10 protein-coding genes are annotated in these 16319 nt (G+C 74.3%); 5 read left to right on the top strand and 5 right to left on the bottom strand.

All coding sequences use genetic code 11. The features are described from left to right. Positions 1 to 5 precede the first annotated feature (5 nt). Positions 6 to 1520, bottom strand: coding sequence for a DEAD/DEAH box helicase (locus ACPYN4_RS06270; RefSeq protein WP_424445914.1), 1515 nt, complete (start codon positions 1518 to 1520; stop codon positions 6 to 8). A gap of 203 nt (positions 1521 to 1723) precedes the next feature. Between ACPYN4_RS06270 and ACPYN4_RS06265 the strand changes: the two genes are divergently transcribed. Beyond that, complete coding sequence (locus tag ACPYN4_RS06265; protein WP_424445913.1) at positions 1724 to 2440, top strand: ferritin-like fold-containing protein; 717 nt, start codon at positions 1724 to 1726, stop codon at positions 2438 to 2440. 11 nt (positions 2441 to 2451) lie between these two features. Here the strand turns inward: ACPYN4_RS06265 and ACPYN4_RS06260 are convergent, their stop codons facing one another. Continuing rightward, the gene (locus ACPYN4_RS06260) at positions 2452 to 2742 is read right to left on the bottom strand and encodes a hypothetical protein (protein WP_287271382.1); all 291 of its coding nucleotides are present in this window, start codon (positions 2740 to 2742) and stop codon (positions 2452 to 2454) included. Positions 2743 to 2758: 16 nt separating this feature from the next. After that, on the bottom strand, positions 2759 to 2983 hold the full coding sequence (locus ACPYN4_RS06255) for a DUF3107 domain-containing protein (RefSeq protein ID WP_076690430.1): 225 nt from the start codon (positions 2981 to 2983) through the stop codon (positions 2759 to 2761). A 167-nt stretch (positions 2984 to 3150) separates the two neighbouring features. Between ACPYN4_RS06255 and ACPYN4_RS06250 the strand changes: the two genes are divergently transcribed. Both ACPYN4_RS06250 and ACPYN4_RS06245 read left to right on the top strand, forming a co-directional pair. Further along, positions 3151 to 6441, top strand: coding sequence for an ATP-dependent helicase (locus ACPYN4_RS06250; protein ID WP_424445912.1), 3291 nt, complete (start codon positions 3151 to 3153; stop codon positions 6439 to 6441). Next, positions 6438 to 9758, top strand: a complete 3321-nt coding sequence (locus ACPYN4_RS06245) for a UvrD-helicase domain-containing protein (protein ID WP_424445911.1) — start codon at positions 6438 to 6440, stop codon at positions 9756 to 9758. Before ACPYN4_RS06250 ends, ACPYN4_RS06245 begins: the two co-directional genes overlap by 4 nt. A gap of 47 nt (positions 9759 to 9805) precedes the next feature. Here the strand turns inward: ACPYN4_RS06245 and ACPYN4_RS06240 are convergent, their stop codons facing one another. Beyond that, the gene (locus ACPYN4_RS06240) at positions 9806 to 11107 is read right to left on the bottom strand and encodes a phosphotransferase (protein WP_424445910.1); all 1302 of its coding nucleotides are present in this window, start codon (positions 11105 to 11107) and stop codon (positions 9806 to 9808) included. A gap of 65 nt (positions 11108 to 11172) precedes the next feature. Between ACPYN4_RS06240 and nudC the strand changes: the two genes are divergently transcribed. Both nudC and ACPYN4_RS06230 read left to right on the top strand, forming a co-directional pair. Further along, complete coding sequence (nudC, locus tag ACPYN4_RS06235; protein ID WP_424445909.1) at positions 11173 to 12129, top strand: NAD(+) diphosphatase; 957 nt, start codon at positions 11173 to 11175, stop codon at positions 12127 to 12129. Further along, positions 12126 to 13910: an ATP-dependent helicase gene (locus ACPYN4_RS06230; RefSeq protein WP_424445908.1), complete on the top strand. Its 1785-nt coding sequence runs from the start codon at positions 12126 to 12128 to the stop codon at positions 13908 to 13910. Before nudC ends, ACPYN4_RS06230 begins: the two co-directional genes overlap by 4 nt. Before the next feature lie 818 nt (positions 13911 to 14728). Here the strand turns inward: ACPYN4_RS06230 and ACPYN4_RS06225 are convergent. Continuing rightward, positions 14729 to 16216, bottom strand: a complete 1488-nt coding sequence (locus tag ACPYN4_RS06225; protein ID WP_424445907.1) for a zinc-dependent metalloprotease — start codon at positions 16214 to 16216, stop codon at positions 14729 to 14731. Positions 16217 to 16319 lie beyond the last annotated feature (103 nt).

The following is a 16319-nucleotide window of genomic DNA, read 5'->3' as shown; positions in this document are numbered from 1 at the left end:
GGGGCTCAGGCTCCCGCGACCGGGGCTCCTGCGGCGCCACCGCCACCGCCGCGACGGCGACGCCGCCGGCGTGCGGGGGCGGGCTTGCCGTCGTGGTGCTCGCGGCCGGCGCCGTCGTGCGTGCCGGCGCCGTCCGCGCCGCGCTCCGCCGTCGCGACGCCCGTGCCCGAGGCGGATGCCGCGGCATCCGCGCCTTCGGCGAAGCTCGCACCGACCTGCTCGGTGCCGGTGCGACGGCGGCGCCGGCGGCGCGAGCCGCCCTCGCCGGTGCCCTCGGCCGCGGCGTCGGCGGCGCGCGCCGGCTGCTGCGTGCGGACCGACTCGGTGCGCGGTGCCTTCGCGATGCGCCCCTTCGTGCCGGCGGGGATGTCGAGGTCGGTGTACAGGTGCGGGCTCGACGAGTAGGTCTCGACGGGCTCGGGCTGGCCGAACTCCAGCGCGCGGTTGATGAGGGCCCACTTGTGCAGATCGTCCCAGTCGACGAACGTCACCGCGATGCCGGTCTTGCCGGCGCGGCCGGTGCGCCCCGCGCGGTGCAGGTAGGTCTTCTCGTCGTCGGGGATCGTGTGGTTGATGACGTGGGTGACGTCGTCGACGTCGATGCCGCGCGCGGCGACATCCGTCGCGATGAGGACGTCCTTCTTGCCGGCCTTGAACGCCGCCATGGAGCGCTCGCGCGCCTCCTGGCTCATGTCGCCGTGGACGGCGCCCGCGTTGAACCCGCGGTCGTTGAGCTCATCGACGAGCTTCTGCGCGGCGCGCTTGGTGCGGGTGAACACGACGGTCTTGCCGCGACCCTCGGCCTGCAGGATGCGGGCGATGACCTCGTCCTTGTCGAGCGAGTGCGCGCGGTAGACGAGGTGGCGGATGTTCGCCTGCGTCAGGCCCTCGTCGGGGTCGGTGGCGCGGATGTGGATGGGGTTCGACATGAACCGCCGCGCGAGCGCGACGATCGGCCCCGGCATGGTCGCCGAGAACAGCTGCGTGTGACGCACCGGGGCGACCTTCTGGAAGATCTTCTCGATGTCGGCGAGGAAGCCGAGGTCGAGCATCTTGTCGGCCTCGTCGAGGACGACCTCGATGGCGCCGGAGAGGTCGAGCAGACGCTGGTTGTTCAGGTCGATGAGGCGGCCCGGGGTGCCGACGACGATCTGCGCCCCCGCCTTCAGCTGGTCGATCTGGCCCTCGTAGGCCTTGCCGCCGTAGATCGCGACGACGCTCGTGGAGCGGTTCGAGGTCAGCATGTCCATGTCCTCGTAGACCTGCACGGCGAGCTCGCGCGTGGGGACGACGATGAGCGCCTTGACGCCCGGCTCCGGGTCGAGGCCGAGACGCTGGACGACGGGGATGCCGAAGCCGAAGGTCTTGCCGGTGCCGGTCTTGGCCTGGCCGATGATGTCCTGGCCGGGAAGGCCCAGGGGGATCGTCTGCTCCTGGATCGGGAACGCGTCGGAGATGCCCTTGGCCGCGAGGGCCTCGACGATGTCCTGGTCGACGCCGAGCTCTGCGAAAGTCGTCATGCTGTCATGCCTGTCTGGCGGTGAGAAGCCGCCGGGTGAAGAAGTCCACGCCCTTCACTCAGCCACAGGCGCGGTGGTCCCGATCCGTCGCCGGGACTTCACCAGCCTAGCGGAGCCGCTCGGCGGGGCCGCGGAAGCGGGCAGAACGCGGCGGACGGATGCCGATGCCGCGGCGCGCGCGGCGGCGGCCGTAGGCTGTAGCCGTGGTGACCTGGCCTTGGCAGCGCAATCGCACCGCCGCCCGCACGTTGAAAGTGCGCTCGCGCGGCGATTTCGGCGACGTCAGTCGCGTCGACTTCGCCGAGCTGGCACCGTCGATCGACACGTTCCTCGGGCAGGCGGCGTACCTCCAGCTCGGTTTCTTCGAGACCCTCAGCGCGCTCATCGCGCCGACCCCGGAGCTCAGCCACAAGGAGTCGCTGTCGCGCGCGGCCGGTGCCGCGCTGCTGAAGCACCGCGAGCTCGTCGAGGTGATCCGCGAGCGCGGTGATGATCCGCTGGATCTCATGCTCCCCTTCCGCGAGCCGCTGGACGCGTTCCGGCGGGCGACGCACGGCGCGCGACCCCTGGAGACGATGCTGTCGGTGCACATCACGGCGGGGATGCTCGACGATTTCTACGTCGCGCTGTCGGCCAGCTACGGCGCCACGGGAGACCGGGTCGCACGGATCCTCGGTCAGGACGACGACCGACAGGCCCTCGTCGCGATCATCGCGCAGGCGATCGCGTCGGACGAGGAGTGGAAGTCGCTGCTGGCGCTGTGGGGCCGCCGCCTCGTGGGCGACACGCTGCTCATCGCCCGCGGCGCGCTGCGTCCGCAGACGCTGGATGCCGCGGAGGAGCGCAAGGTGGAGCCGGTGTTCACCGATCTGCTCGGCGCGCATTCCCGCCGCATGGCGGCGATGAACCTCGACGCCTGACGCGTCGGGAGTCAGGCGATCTTCAGTCGGATGCGCTCCTGCGCGTCGCGGGAGGCACGCGTGCGGGTGAGCACCGTCAGGACGACGGGCACCACGGCGACGGGGACGGCGAGCGAGATGATCCACAGCCACGCATCGGTCGTCACGAGCCCCGCCCAGGTGAGCGCCAGCCAGGTCGCCCCGCCGGCCACGGCGCCGATCATCGGCGCGAGGGCGGCGCCGCGCGAGGTGCGGCCGGGCATGAGGAAGTGCAGCACGCCGCCGTAGGCGGCGCCGAAGATGAGGGCGAGGAGGATGTCCACGTCGGCGCGGGCCGGGTCAGGCGACGAAGCCGACGCGGCGGGACTCCTCGGTCCCGACCTCGATGAAGGTGATGCCCGCCGTCGGCACGATGTAGGTGTTGCCCTTGACGTCGGTGAAGGTCACGAACGAGACCTCGGAGTCGAGAGCCTTCTCGACCGTCTTGGTGACGTCGGCCGCCGACTGGGCGGACTCGAAGCTGAGCTCTCGCGGCGTGTTCGCGATGCCGATGCGGATCTCCACGGGTGACTGCCTCGCTTTGCTGAAGACGATGCGACCGAGGTGCCGGCCGCATCTCGACTCTACGACACGGCTGCGCCGTCACGGCCGCGCGTGGCCGCCGCGGTGCTCGCTGTGCGCGAACGTCCCGCGGCGGGGTGGTGTCGGCGCGGGCGGCTACCGTGAAGAGCATGGATGCCGCCCCCGTCGCCCCCGCCGCGGAGCCCGTCCTCGACCCCGCGCAGCGCGCCGTCGCCGACCTCCCCGTCGACGCCTCCGGCGTCGTCGCCGGCGCTCCGGGATCGGGCAAGACCACGACCGTCGTGGCGCGCGTGGCGGCGCTGCTGCGCCCCGCGGACCCTGGCGGTGCCCCCGCCGACGTGGGCGTCGTGCCCCCGCTCCAGCCCGAGCAGGTCGTGGTGCTCACGCCCACCCGGCCCGCCGCGACGGCGCTGCGCGACCGCCTGGCGCTCGCGGTCGGGATCGCGACCCCCGGCGCGCTGGCGCGCTCACTCGCCGCGTTCGCCTATCAGATCGTCCGGGCGCACGCCGTGCACACCGGCGCCGAGCCGCCGCAGCTGCTCACCGGCGCGGACGAGGATCAGCTCATCGCCGACCTGCTCGACGGCGACGCCGAGGATGAGGCCGACGGCATCCGGCGCTGGCCGTCGACGCTGCCGTCGCAGGTGCGCGCCACCCGCGGGTTCCGCACCGAGCTGCGCGCGTTCCTCGCCGAGTGCGCCCAGTTGGGCATCGAGCCCGACCGGCTCGCGCACCTGGCCACCCGTACCGGCGTCGAGGAGTGGGCGGCCGCGGCATCCTTCACCAGGGAGTATCTGTCGGTGCGCGACCAGCTGCGCGGGGCGCACCGCGACGCGGCGGGACTCGTGCGCGAGGCGCTGGGCCTCGTGCGCACGCAGCCGGCGGGATCGCCGGCGCTCGCGGCCGTCGAGCGCCTCGCCGCGATCGTCGTCGACGACGCCCAGGAGCTCACCCTCGGCGGCGTCGAGCTGCTCGAGGCCTGCCGGGCGCGCGGGGTCGCCGTGCTCGCGTTCGGCGACCCCGACGTCGGGTCGGGCGCGTTCCGCGGCGCGAGCCCGGCCAACTTCGCGCGGCTGGCGGCCTCCAGCCCGCTGTTCGTGCTGCCCGAGGGCCATCGCGGCACCCCGGCCCAGCGACGGCTGGTCGCGGGCATCACCGCGCGGATCGGTGCCGTCGGCATCGTCGCGCACCGGCGTCCGCTCCCCGCCGACGCGGCCGACGAGGTCGCGGAGGCCGATCGGAGCGTGCGGACGCTGGCCGCCCGTTCGGCGGGCGAGGAGCACGACATGATCGCGCGGCTGCTGCGGGAGCGGCACGTCCACGACGGCGTGCCGTGGCGCGCGTGCGCCGTCATCGCGCACGACACCCGGCAGGTGACGGCGCTGGAGGCGGAGCTCGCGGCGCGGGAGGTGCCGACCCGCGCGACGGGCCAGGTGCGGCCGCTCGCCGAGACCCGCGCCGTCGCCGACCTGCTCCGACTCGTCGTGCTCGCGGCCCGACCCGCGGCGGAATGGTCGAACGACGACGTGATCGCCGCCCTGTCCGGCGGCGGCATGGACCCCGTCGAGATCCGGCGGCTGCGCACGGCGCTGCGGCACGCGGCGCTCGCGGCCGACCTCGCCGGGGACGGCGCGGACGTGGGTTCGCTCCGCGCTGATGCGGCGGGAGAGGATGCTGCGGCATCCGCGCCGGCGGAGGACTCCGCGGCCCCACGGACCGGCGCGGAGCTGCTGAGCGCGGCGCTCGCGAACCCGATCGCCTTCGCGCTGCTCGACACGCGCGAGGGCCGGCGGGCCGAGCGCATCGCCAGGACGCTCGAACGGCTGCGGGAGCAGTGGGAGCGGGGGCTCGCCGACCCGGCGACCGGAGCGACGGCGCACGAGCTGCTGTGGACGGCGTGGGAGGGTCTCGGCGCGGAGCGCGGCTGGGCGGCTGCGGCGGCGGGCACCGGACCCCTCGCGGCGCAGGCCGGGCGAGAACTCGACGCCGTCGTCGCGCTGTTCCAGGCGGCCAAGCGTCACGGGGAGCGGGCCGACGGCACCACCGCGCTGGCGTTCCTGCGCGGTGTGCTCGACTCCGACGTCGCCGAGGATCGGCTCGACGCCGGTGACGGAGTCGACGCCGTTCGCATCCTCACCCCCGCCGGAGCCCTCGGCGCCGAGTTCGACACCGTGGTGGTCGCGGGCGTGCAGGACGGCGTCTGGCCGAACCTGCGGTCACGGGGCAGTCTGCTGCAGACCTGGCGGCTCGCCGCCGCGGCGAGCGGAGCCGATGCCGCCGCCAGCACCCTCGATCGGCGCCGCGATGTGCTGCACGACGAGCTCCGCCTGTTCGCGCGGGCGTGCTCGCGGGCACGCCGACTGCTCGTCGTCACCGCGGTCGACGACGACGACACCGGCCCGAGCCCGCTGTTCGAACTGCTGCCGCCGCCGGAGACCGCGGCGCACGGACCCGAGCATCCGCTGTCATTGCGGGGTCTCGTCGCCGCGCACCGCCGCACCCTCACGCGCCAGGATGTCCCCGACACCGCGATCGCCGCGGCGGCCGGTCAGCTCGCCGTGCTCGCCGCCGCGCGGGTACCGGGTGCCGCGCCCGAGGAGTGGTTCGGCATTCTGCCGCCGAGCTCGACCGCGCCGCTGCGCGACCTCGACCGCGAGGATGTGCGGGTCTCGCCGTCGCGGCTGCAGGCTCTCGAGGAGTGCCAGCTCGACTGGGTGATCGGCGACCTGGGGGCGGATGCCGGGGGAGCCGTCGCCGGGCTCGGGACGCTCGTGCACGCCGCCATGGAACACGCCGACGGCATCGACGAGGCGGCGCTGTGGGCGGTGGTGGCCGAGCGGTGGGGGGAGCTGGACTTCGAGTCGCCGTGGCGGGACCGCGCGGAGCAGCAGCGTGCGCGGGACCTCGTGCGACGTCTCGCCCTGTACCTGCGGCGGTTCGAGGCCGACGGCGGCGCCCTGCTCGGGGCGGAGCCGCACTTCGAGGTGCCCGTCGCCCTCGATCCGCCGCGCGCGCACGGCGCGGTCGTCAGCGGATACATCGACCGGGTGGAGCGGACCCGCGCGGGCGAGGTCGTCATCGTCGACCTGAAGACCGGCAAGCGCGAACCGCAGACCGACGCCAAGGTCGCCGACAATCCGCAGCTCGCGGCGTACCAGCTCGCTCTCGCGGAGGGAGCGATCCCTGCCGCGGAGGGCCTCACCCCGGGCGGGGCGAAGCTGCTCGTGCTGCGCCCGACGGCGGCGACGAAGGACTACGTCGAGCCCCGTCAGGCGCCGATGGATGCGGAGGCCACCGCGGCGTTCCTCGCGCGAGTGCGGGCCGCCGTCGACGTCATGAGCGGCACCACGTTCGCCGCGCCCTACGAGGAGCACTGCCGTGACGACTACGCGTACGGACTCTGCCGCATCCACACGATCGGGGCGGTGAGCGCCTCGTGAACGCCCCGGCATCCGCCCTCATCGAGACGGTCTCGGTCTCTCCCGCCGCCCTGTCGGCGGCCCTCGGCCAGTTCCCGCCGACGTCCGAGCAGGCGGCCGTCATCGCGGCCCCCCTGGCGCCCGCGCTCGTGGTCGCCGGCGCCGGCAGCGGCAAGACCGAGACGATGGCCGGACGCGTCGTCTGGCTCGTCGCGACCGGCGCCGTCCGCCGCGACGAGATCCTCGGGCTCACCTTCACCCGCAAGGCCGCCGGCGAGCTCGCCGAGCGCATCCACCGGCGCCTGCACCGCCTCGCGGAGTTCGAGCGCCGTGGCCTCGTGCCCCACCTCGACGCGCTGCACACCGCCGGACGGCTGGACGTGCTCGTCGAGATGGAGCGGGCCCGCGCGCCCGAGAGCGCTCGCCGCGCCGTCCTCGACGAGCTCGTGGCGCTGACGGGGGCGACGAGCGCCGACGCGGCGCCGGACGCCGACGCGCTCCTGCACCGGCCCACCATCGCGACCTACAACAGCTTCGCCGACGCCATCGTCCGTGAGCACGCCGTCCGCGTCGGCCGCGATCCCGAAGCCGCCGTGCTCAGCGAGTCCGCGGCGTGGCTGCTCATGCGGCGCGTCGTGCTCGAGTCGGACGATGCACGGCTGGAACAGCGCGAGGAGGCGCTGCGGACGATCATCGACGGCGCGCTGCGCATCGCGCGCGACGCGGTCGACAATCGCGTCGATCTCGACGAGCTCGCCGCCTTCCCCGACGCCTTCGCCGGGGTCCTCGAACGCCCCTCGGTGAAGGCGGGTGTCGGGGTGTACGCCGACATCGCCCGAGCGGCGGCCCGCGTCGGAGGGCTGGCGGTGCTCACCGACCTCGCGCGGGAGTATGCCGATCGCAAGCGGCGACGCGGCGTCATCGACTTCTCCGACCAGGTGGCGGGGGCGTGCGACGTGCTGGCCGGGCAGCCGGCGGTCGCGGCGGAGCTGCGCGAACGCCACCGGGTGGTGCTCCTCGACGAGTACCAGGACACCTCCGTCGTGCAGACCGATCTGCTGGCAGCCGCGTTCCGGGATGCCGCGGTCATGGCCGTCGGCGATCCGCACCAGTCGATCTACGGGTGGCGCGGCGCAAGCGCGGGCAACCTCGGCGGGTTCGCGGCCGCGTTCTCGTCCTCCGGCGAGGCCGGGTCGTTCTCCCTCATGACCAGCTGGCGCAACAGCGCCCGCGTCCTCGATGCCGCCGGAGCGATCCTGGCGCCGCTGTCCGCATCGGCGCCGGTCGCCGTCGAGCCCCTGCGGGCGCGACCGGGCGCGCCCGCCGGCGAGGTCGAGATCGGCTTCGAGTCCGACATCGACGCCGAGGCCGACCGTGTGGCGGAATGGTTCGCCGCCACGCGCGCCGCCCGGGCACAGGCCGGACGGAAGACCACCGGTGCGGTGCTCTTCCGCAGCAAGAAGCACATGGTCCGCTTCGCCGACGCGCTCGGGCGCCGCCGCATCCCGCATCGCATCCTGGGGCTCGGCGGGCTGCTGTCCACACCCGAGGTGGTCGATGTCGTCTCCGCCCTCCGGGTGATCAGCGATCCCCGCGCCGGCTCCGCGCTCATCCGGCTGCTCGCCGGTCCTCGCTGGGCGATCGGGCTCGCGGACCTCCGGGCGCTGGCGGAGCTCGCACGGCGCATCTCGCGGCACGACAGCGCCCTGCAGCCGCTGGCCCCAGAGGTCGTCGAGCGGATGCGCACGTCGGCCGGCGACGAGCAGGGGTCGCTCATCGATGCGCTCGACTTCTTCACCCGGCATCCGCTCGACCACGGCTGGCTCACCGGGTTCACCCCCGCCGCCCGCGAACGCCTGCGCGACGCCGCCGCCGTGTTCGCCGGGCTGCGGCGGCAGGCGACCCTGCCGATCCCCGAGCTCGTGCGCACGATCGAGCTCGAACTGCGGCTCGAGATCGAGCTCGCCGCGAACGAGGCGCGCGGGCCGGCACGCACCGCCGGCGATCAGCTGCGTGCATTCGTGGACGAGCTGCACGGTTTCCTCGCGACCGATGAACACGGATCGCTGCCGAGCCTGTTGGCGTGGCTCGACCACGCCGAGCGACTCGACGAGTTCGCACCGCGCACCGAGCCTCCCGAGGACGACGTCGTCCAACTGCTCACGATCCACGGCTCGAAGGGTCTGGAGTGGGACGCCGTCGCGGTCGTGCGCTTCGTGGCGGACGAGCTGCCGACGCGGGCGAAGGACACGCAGGGCTGGCTGGGATTCGGCGTGCTGCCGTACGAGTTCCGCGGCGACGCCCCCTGGCTGCCGGCGCTGCGGTGGCGCGCGGCGGACGCGCCGACGCAGCAGGACCTGAAGGACGCCCTCGCCGAGTTCGTCGCCGCGGGACGCGCCCGGCAGGTCGAGGAGGAACGGCGCCTCGCCTATGTCGCGGTCACGCGGGCGCGCGATCACCTGCTGCTCACCGGCTCCAGCTGGTCGGGCACGAAGTCCTCCCGAGCCCCGAGCCCCTTCCTGCGTGAGATCGCCGACGCGCTCGAGACGCCGCTGGCCGAACCGGACGACATCGGCGAGAACCCCTACGAGGGGCAGCGCCGCCTGCTGCAGTGGCCGCTCGACCCGCTCGGCAGCCGGCGAGCGGTCGTGGAACAGGCGGCGAGGCGCGCCCGTGAGGCAGCGGCAGATCCGCCGGAGCCGACTCCGGAGCTGGCGCTGCTCCTGGCCGAACGCGCCGCGCGGGAGAATCCGCCGGCGCCCGACGCGCCGGTGCGCATCCCGGCATCCCGGTTCAAGGACTACCTGGGCGCCGCGCCCGCGCTGCAGCGGCCGCTGCCGGAGCGGCCGTATCGCCAGACTCGGCTCGGCACCCTGTTCCACGCGTGGGTCGAGCAGCGCGCGGGCGTCGTCGCGGCCGGGGCGACGCTGGACGACGCGCTGTGGGACGACGACGCCGCGGGGGACGCCGGCAGCGGTGCGGCACCCGAGGCGAGCGAGCTCGCGCAGTTGCAGGAACGCTTCCTCGCGTCGGAGTGGGCACACCTGCAGCCGATCGAGGTCGAGACCGAGATCGATGTCGCGATGCCCGATGCGCTCGGCGACGGTCGCCCTCACGTCATCATCTGCAAGCTCGACGCGGTCTATCGCCGCGGCGACCGCATCGAGATCGTCGACTGGAAGACCGGGCGCGCGCCGCGCACGGCGGCCGAGCGCGACGAGCGGATGTTGCAGCTGCAGCTGTACCGGCAGGCGTACCACGCCAAGCACGGCGTGCCCGTGGACCAGATCGACGTCGTGCTGTTCTACGTCGCCGACGGGCTCATCCTGCGCGGCTGAGGCGGCGCCGGGTCAGGCGTCGCCCCGTCCTGCCGGGCGGCGTCGGGTCAGGCGGTGCCGGTCCAGCGGCGGAGCGCGTTCTGCGCGGCGGTGTCGCGGTCGATCTCGTCCGCCGAGTACGCCGAGACGTCGGCGGATGCCGCGTCGCGCTCGTCAGCGCCGGCCGGCGCGGACGCCACCGGAGTGCCCTCCCGCGGCGCCGGCGTCGGCGGGTGCGCCGGCGAGAAGTCCGACAGCTCGATCGGGACGGTCTCGATCTGCCCGGACTGCTCCTCCCCGGCCTCCTCCGCGAGGAAGGCGGCGAGGGTGTCGGCGTCGAAGCTGTCGGTCTGCATGGAGGTGTCGATCGCGTCACCCGAGCCGGCGGGGACTCGCTCGGTCGCCGCGATCGCGTCGTCGGCGGTGACCTCGTCGCGCGCGCGGACGGGTTCGTCGCGGACGCTCTCGTCGAGCGATTCGAGCAGGGCCACGGCATCCGTCACGACGGTCTCGTCGCCGGTGGCGTGGCCGTGGACGAGCCACTTCGCGAACTCGAGTTCGGCGTGCAGGCGCGCACGCTCGGCGACGAGCGCGTCGGGGGCGCGATGCGAGCGGTGTCCGTACTCGTCGAGCACGTCGGCCTGTGCGGCCGGCGCCGACGCCGTCCACCGGAGGTCCACCGCGGGGTCGCCGACGCCCAGGCCGCCCCAGCTCAGCAGGCCGGTCACGACGGGCACCCCGTCGGCGTCGTCCTCGAAGACGAAGGATGCCGGGTCGACGCCGCCCAGGACGACGGTGGTCTCGAACCGCCACAGGGGGTCCGAGCCGAGCGCGGTGCTCCAGCGGCGCAGCAGGCCGAAGGGGAGCAGGCCCGTCGCCTCCGCGCGGTCCAGCAGACGCTCCGCCTCGTCACGCACCTGCGCCGCGGTCTGCATCGGCAGGCCGGCGTCGCGGATCACCGTCACCGGCAGATCGTGGACGGCGGCGATCGCGGCGCCGAGCGCCGTGGCGACGCCGCGGCCGGAGGGCACGTGCGCCGCGTCGACGCGGTAGCCCGGCAGCAGGGTCTGGACGAGGGTGTGACGTCCGTCGACGGTCGTCTGACCCAGCACGTCGGGGGCGCCGAAGGGCAGCACGCCGCGGACGCCCGCCGTCAGCGAGGCCAGCGCGCGGGCCTCACCGCGCAGGTCGGCGTCGGCGCGGTCGTCCACCGGCACCCGCACGACGACGCGTCGGCCGTCGTCGAGATCGGCGATGGCGCTGTCGTAGCGTCCGGAGGCGCCCTCGGTGAGCGGGCCCACACCCACCACGGCGACGCGGGGCAGGGCGGAGGTCACCGACGCGGCTAGAGTGAGGGGTGAGCGTGCCATGCCCCCAGGGTAGGTGTGCCGCGCCCCGTCCCCGTGTGCGCCACGCCCGGCGAGGAAGGTCCCGGATGACGCCGTCTCCCGATCCGGATGCCGCAGCTTCGGCTCCGCCGCTGGCGCGCGCCGGCATCGACCGTGCCGCCGACGAGCGCGCCGAGGCGGGCCTCATCGACCGCCTGCGCGGGAATGCGGACACGCGTGTCGTCGCCGTCCACGGCGACCGCGCGCCGCTGACGGCGGACGGCAGCCTGCGGACGGTCGCGGTCGAGGCGATCCGCGACGGCCTGGAGTGGGGCTTTCTCGGACGCGACGAGACCGGCCGCGCGCTCCTCGTCGCCGCGGCGGGGGCGCAGGCCCCGTCGCCGCTGCGCGCCGACCCCGGTGAGGGCGCACCGGGAGCCGCGCCCGACGGGTGGGGCGCGCTGCGCGCGGTCGGCGGGGAGATGCCCGCTGTCGACGCGGGGGTGTTCGTCGAGGCTGTCGCGCTCGGCTGCTGGCTCGTCGCGGCGCCATTCTGCTCGGCATGCGGTGGGCGCACCGAGGTGCGCAGCGCCGGCTGGTCGCGGCACTGCCCGTCGTGCGGCCGGCAGCACTTCCCCCGCACCGATCCCGCCGTGATCGTCGCGGTCACGACGCCCGACCGGGAGCGGCTGCTGCTCGGCAAGAACGCCCTGTGGGCCGACCGCAACATGTACTCGACGTTCGCGGGATTCGTCGAGGCGGGGGAGTCGCTGGAGGCGACGATCGTGCGCGAGGTGGCGGAGGAGGCCGGCGTCACCGTCAGCGCCGCCGCCTACCGCGGCTCGCAGGCGTGGCCGTACCCGCGTTCGCTGATGCTCGGCTTCCACGCGACCGCCGCCGACCCCGAGGCCGCCCGCGCCGACGGCGAGGAGATCGTCGACGTCCGCTGGTTCACCCGCGCGGAGCTGACCGCCGCGTTCGCCGGTGAGGAGGATTTCGCGTTGCCGGGCACGGCGTCCATCGCGCACCGTCTCATCGCCGATTGGGTGGCGATGCCGGAATGAGCGAGCGGGCGCTCGAGGGACTCGACGAGCAGCAGCGTGAAGCGGCATCCGTCCTCCGGGGACCGGTGTGCGTGCTCGCCGGCGCCGGCACCGGCAAGACGCGCGTCATCACCCGGCGCATCGCGCACGGCGTCGACACCGGCGCCTACTCGCCGGGCAGGGTCATGGCGGTGACGTTCACGGCCAAGGCGGCGGGGGAGATGCGCGGCCGTCTACGCGCCCTGGGCGTGGAGGGCGTTGCGGCGCGCACGTTCCACGCGACCGCGCTCGCCCAGCTGAACTTCTTCTGGCCGCAGCTGGCGAACGACACCGCACCGTCGATCATCGACAACAAGGTGCGGGTGCTCGGCCAGGCCGCCGATGCGCTGCGCCTGCGCCTGGACGGCGCGACCCTGCGGGATGTGGCGAGTCGCATCGAGTGGCGCAAAGTCGCGATGCGCACGATCGAGCAGGATGCCGCGGCCCACCCCGAGGGGCTCTCGCAGGCTCTGGACGCGCACGCGCTCGCGGAACTGCAGCACCGGTACGAGAAGCTCAAGGACGAGCGCCGCCAGCTCGACTTCGAGGACGTGCTGCTCGCGTGCGCCGGGATGCTGGAGTCCGAGCCCCGTGTCGCCGCCGCCGTCCACGAGCAGTACCGCCACCTCACGGTGGACGAGTTCCAGGACGTCTCGCCCGTGCAGCATCGGCTGCTGGAACTGTGGCTCGGCGATCGCCGCGATCTGTGTGTCGTCGGCGACGCGAGCCAGACCATCTACTCGTTCGCGGGCGCGGACCCGCACTACCTGTTGGAGTTCGCCGACCGGTACGAGGACGCCACCGTCGTGCGGCTGGAGCGCAACTACCGCTCCGATCCCGCGATCCTCGACGTCGCGAACGCGCTCATGCGCGGGCGTGCGGGTGCGCTGGAGCTCCGGTCGGCGCGACGGGCGGGGCCGGTCCCCGTCGTGACGGCGTACGAGGACGACGGCGCCGAGGCCGACGGTGTTGCCGCGGCGATCGCGGCGCAGATCGCGGCGGGCATCGAGCCCGACCGGATCGCGGTGCTGTACCGTGCCAACGCGCAGTCCGCGCCGCTGCTGGCGGCGCTGGCCGCGCGCGGGATCGCCGCGACCGTGCTGGGCGGCAAGCGCTTCTTCGACCTGCCGGAGGTGCGCCAGGCGGTGATGGCGCTGCGGGGCGCCTCGGTGGCGCCCGTCGAGACGACGTTCCTCGCGGCGGTCCGCGACGTGCTGCGCTCCCTCGGCCTCACCGACGACCCGCCGCCGGCCGGTGGAGCGCTGCGCGACGCCTGGGAAGCGCGCGCGGCCGTCCTGCGCCTCGCCGAAGAGGCGCCGGCGGACATGACGCTGCGGCGCTTCACCGACGAACTGCTCGCCCGCGGTCGCGACCAGCACGAGCCTTCGCTGCGGACGGTCACGCTCGCGACGCTCCACGCCGCGAAGGGCCTGGAGTGGGATCACGTGCACCTCGTGGGCCTGGCGGAGGGCCTGCTGCCCATCTCGTACGCGACCGGGTTCGAGGCGATCGACGAGGAACGGCGGCTGACCTACGTGGGCATCACGCGGGCTGCGCGCACGCTGTCGCTGAGCTGGTCGGAGCGATCGGGCGCGCGGCAGCGCCAGCGCTCGCGCTTTCTGCAGGAGATCGGTCCGGGGCCGATCGCGACCGGTGGTCGCCGTCCGCCGGCGGGTCGATCGGCGGGTCCTCGACGGCCCGGCACAGGCACGCCGGATGCGGGCGATGCGCGTGCCACACCCGCCGGACGTCGTCCGAGCTGATCGTCACCGACACGCCGGCGGCGTCGGCGACGGCGATGCCGCGCAGCATGCGGGCGCCGAGGACCGCCGCCTCGACGAGAAGCGCCGGATCGGTGTGCGTGGGCTCGCGCCCGAGCAGCTGCGCGGCCAGGAGCGGCCACGTCGGGTCGGCGTCGGTGCGGTGCGCGTGCACGCACGCGAGGCAGGCGGTGCGTCCGGGGACGACGAGGGGACCGACCCGCACCCGGTCGCCCGCCAGCTCGATCGGCAGGTGCACGATGTCGGCGGCCATCAGCCGGGCAGCACGGCGGGGATCCAGCATCCGCTCGGCGACGACGACCACGGGAAGGCGCGAGGGCGGCGGCGCGCTCTCCCAGCGCGTCAGCGACGCGACGTGGACGCCGGCGGCCCGCCACCCCGCCTCGAGCGCTTCGTGGCCGGCCACGCCGAGACTCTCGGGGACCTCCAGCCGGACGACCGGCGCCGTCGCGTCGTCGGTGATGAGAGCCCCGCCGATGCGGGCCGCGAACCGCTCGGCGTCGTCGACGTCGGCGCCCATCGTGCGCGCGAGCGGAACCAGCATCGCGTCGGGGATGCCGGCGGTCAGCGCATCGAGCAGTCGCTCCTGCCAGCCGGTGACATCGTCCACGCGCACCGCCTGATCGGTCCCCAGCTGCAGGCTGGAGGGCGTGCGCCACAGGGGCGGGTGGGAGGGGGCCAGTCGGAGCATGCCCCGATCATGCCCGCCTCGCACCCGCGGCGGGCGCGCTCTCCACAGGCCCGTTTCGAGATCCGCCGAATCGGCCGCCTGTGGAGGAGGCGATGATCACCGCGGCGGATCAGACCGGGCGGGGATCTTCCGGCGAGCCGGGATCTTCCGGTGATCCCGGATCTTCCGGCGAGCCGGGATCTTCCGGTGTGCCCCGGTCCTCCGGGGCGGCCGGGGTATCCGTAGCACCCGGACCCGCGGCATCCGCCGGGTCCTGCGCGGCCTGGGCGAGCAACTCGTCCAGCGCCTCATCGAACGCGTCTCGCGCGGGCTCCTCGCCGCGGGCGCGCGCCTGCAGCCGAGCGATCAGCGCCTGCGGGTCGTCGATGTCCTCGGCCGCCGGCATGAGGTCGGGGTAGTCCCAGAGGCTGTCGCGGGCCTCGATGCCCACGGCGTCGGTCACGGCGCGCCACATGGCGGCCGCCTCGCGCAGGCGCCGCGGGCGCAGCTCGAGCCCGACGAGCGATGCCATCGCCTGCTCGGCGGGGCCGCCCACGGCGCGGCGCCGCCGCACCGCCTCGGCGATCTTCGCCGCGGCGGGCAGGCGCCCGGTCGCGTCGCTGGTCACGACGTCGACCCATCCTTCGATCGTGGCGAGCAGATTCTCCAGGCGGGTCAGGGCGGCATCCTGCGCGGGCGTGCGCTGCGGCAGCAGGGCGCCGGACTCGATGGCGGCCTTCAGCTCTTCGGGGGAGGACGGGTCGAAGCGCGACGCGAGCTCCTCGAGGGCGCCGGTGTCGACGTGGATGCCGCGGGCGAACTCCGTCACCTGCGAGATGACGTGCAGGCGCAGCCAGCGCGCGTGGCGGAACAGGCGCGCGTGAGCGAGCTCCCGGGTGCCGAGGTACAGCGCGAGCTGGTCGTCGGTCACGTCGAGGTCGCGCGAGAAGTCCGCGAAGTTCTGCGGCAGGATCGCCGCGACGCCGTCGGGCATGACCGGGATGCCGACGTCGCCGCCGGAGACCACCTCGAGCGACAGCCGCCCGATGACGCCGCCGAGCTGGGCCGCGAACAGCGAGCCGCCGACGCGCCGCATGAAGGTTCCGGCGCCGGCGACGAGCTGGCGCATCTCTTCCGGGGTCTGCTCGTCGAGAGCGGACGTGAGCGCCCCGGCGATGGAGTCGGCGACCGGCTCGGCGAGTTCCTGCCACACCGGCAGCGTCTGCTCCACCCACTGGCCCCGTGTGATCGCCTGCGGCGGGGCGGCGAGATCGGAGATCGTCGTGGCCTCGCTCAGCCACAGCGTCGCGAGCGAGAACGCCTGGTCGAAGTCGTGCTTGGTGCCGGTGGTGATGCTGAGGCCGTCCTTGTTGGCCAGATGGAGCGCCTGCGTCTTCGCGGCGCTCCAGTCGATCCCGTCGGCCGCTCCGCCACCGCTGGTGAAGGCGTGCTGCAGCTGGGCCATGATCTGCTGCAGCATCGCCGGGTCCACGCCCATGCGGGACAGTCCTTCCAGCTGAGCGGGGTCGAAGCCCGCCGCGCCGCCGCCGAGCAGATTGCGCAGCAGCTCCTGGAACTCGTCGTCTCCGGAACGGTCCGGGCTGTCGTCATCAGTCATGTCAGGCGCCTTTCAGCGGGCGGTTCTCGTCCCGTCCTACGCTAGTCGCAGCACTTCCCCGCACGGCCGCCGAGGCCCGCCACGGAGGATGTCGCGTGTACGC

The sequence above is a fragment of the Microbacterium sp. CH-015 genome (assembly GCF_049707015.1).
In the GTDB taxonomy this organism is placed as follows: domain Bacteria; phylum Actinomycetota; class Actinomycetes; order Actinomycetales; family Microbacteriaceae; genus Microbacterium; species Microbacterium aurum.
The sequence above is the reverse complement of the archived record's forward strand: the minus strand, read 5'-3'. Positions and strand labels throughout refer to the sequence as shown.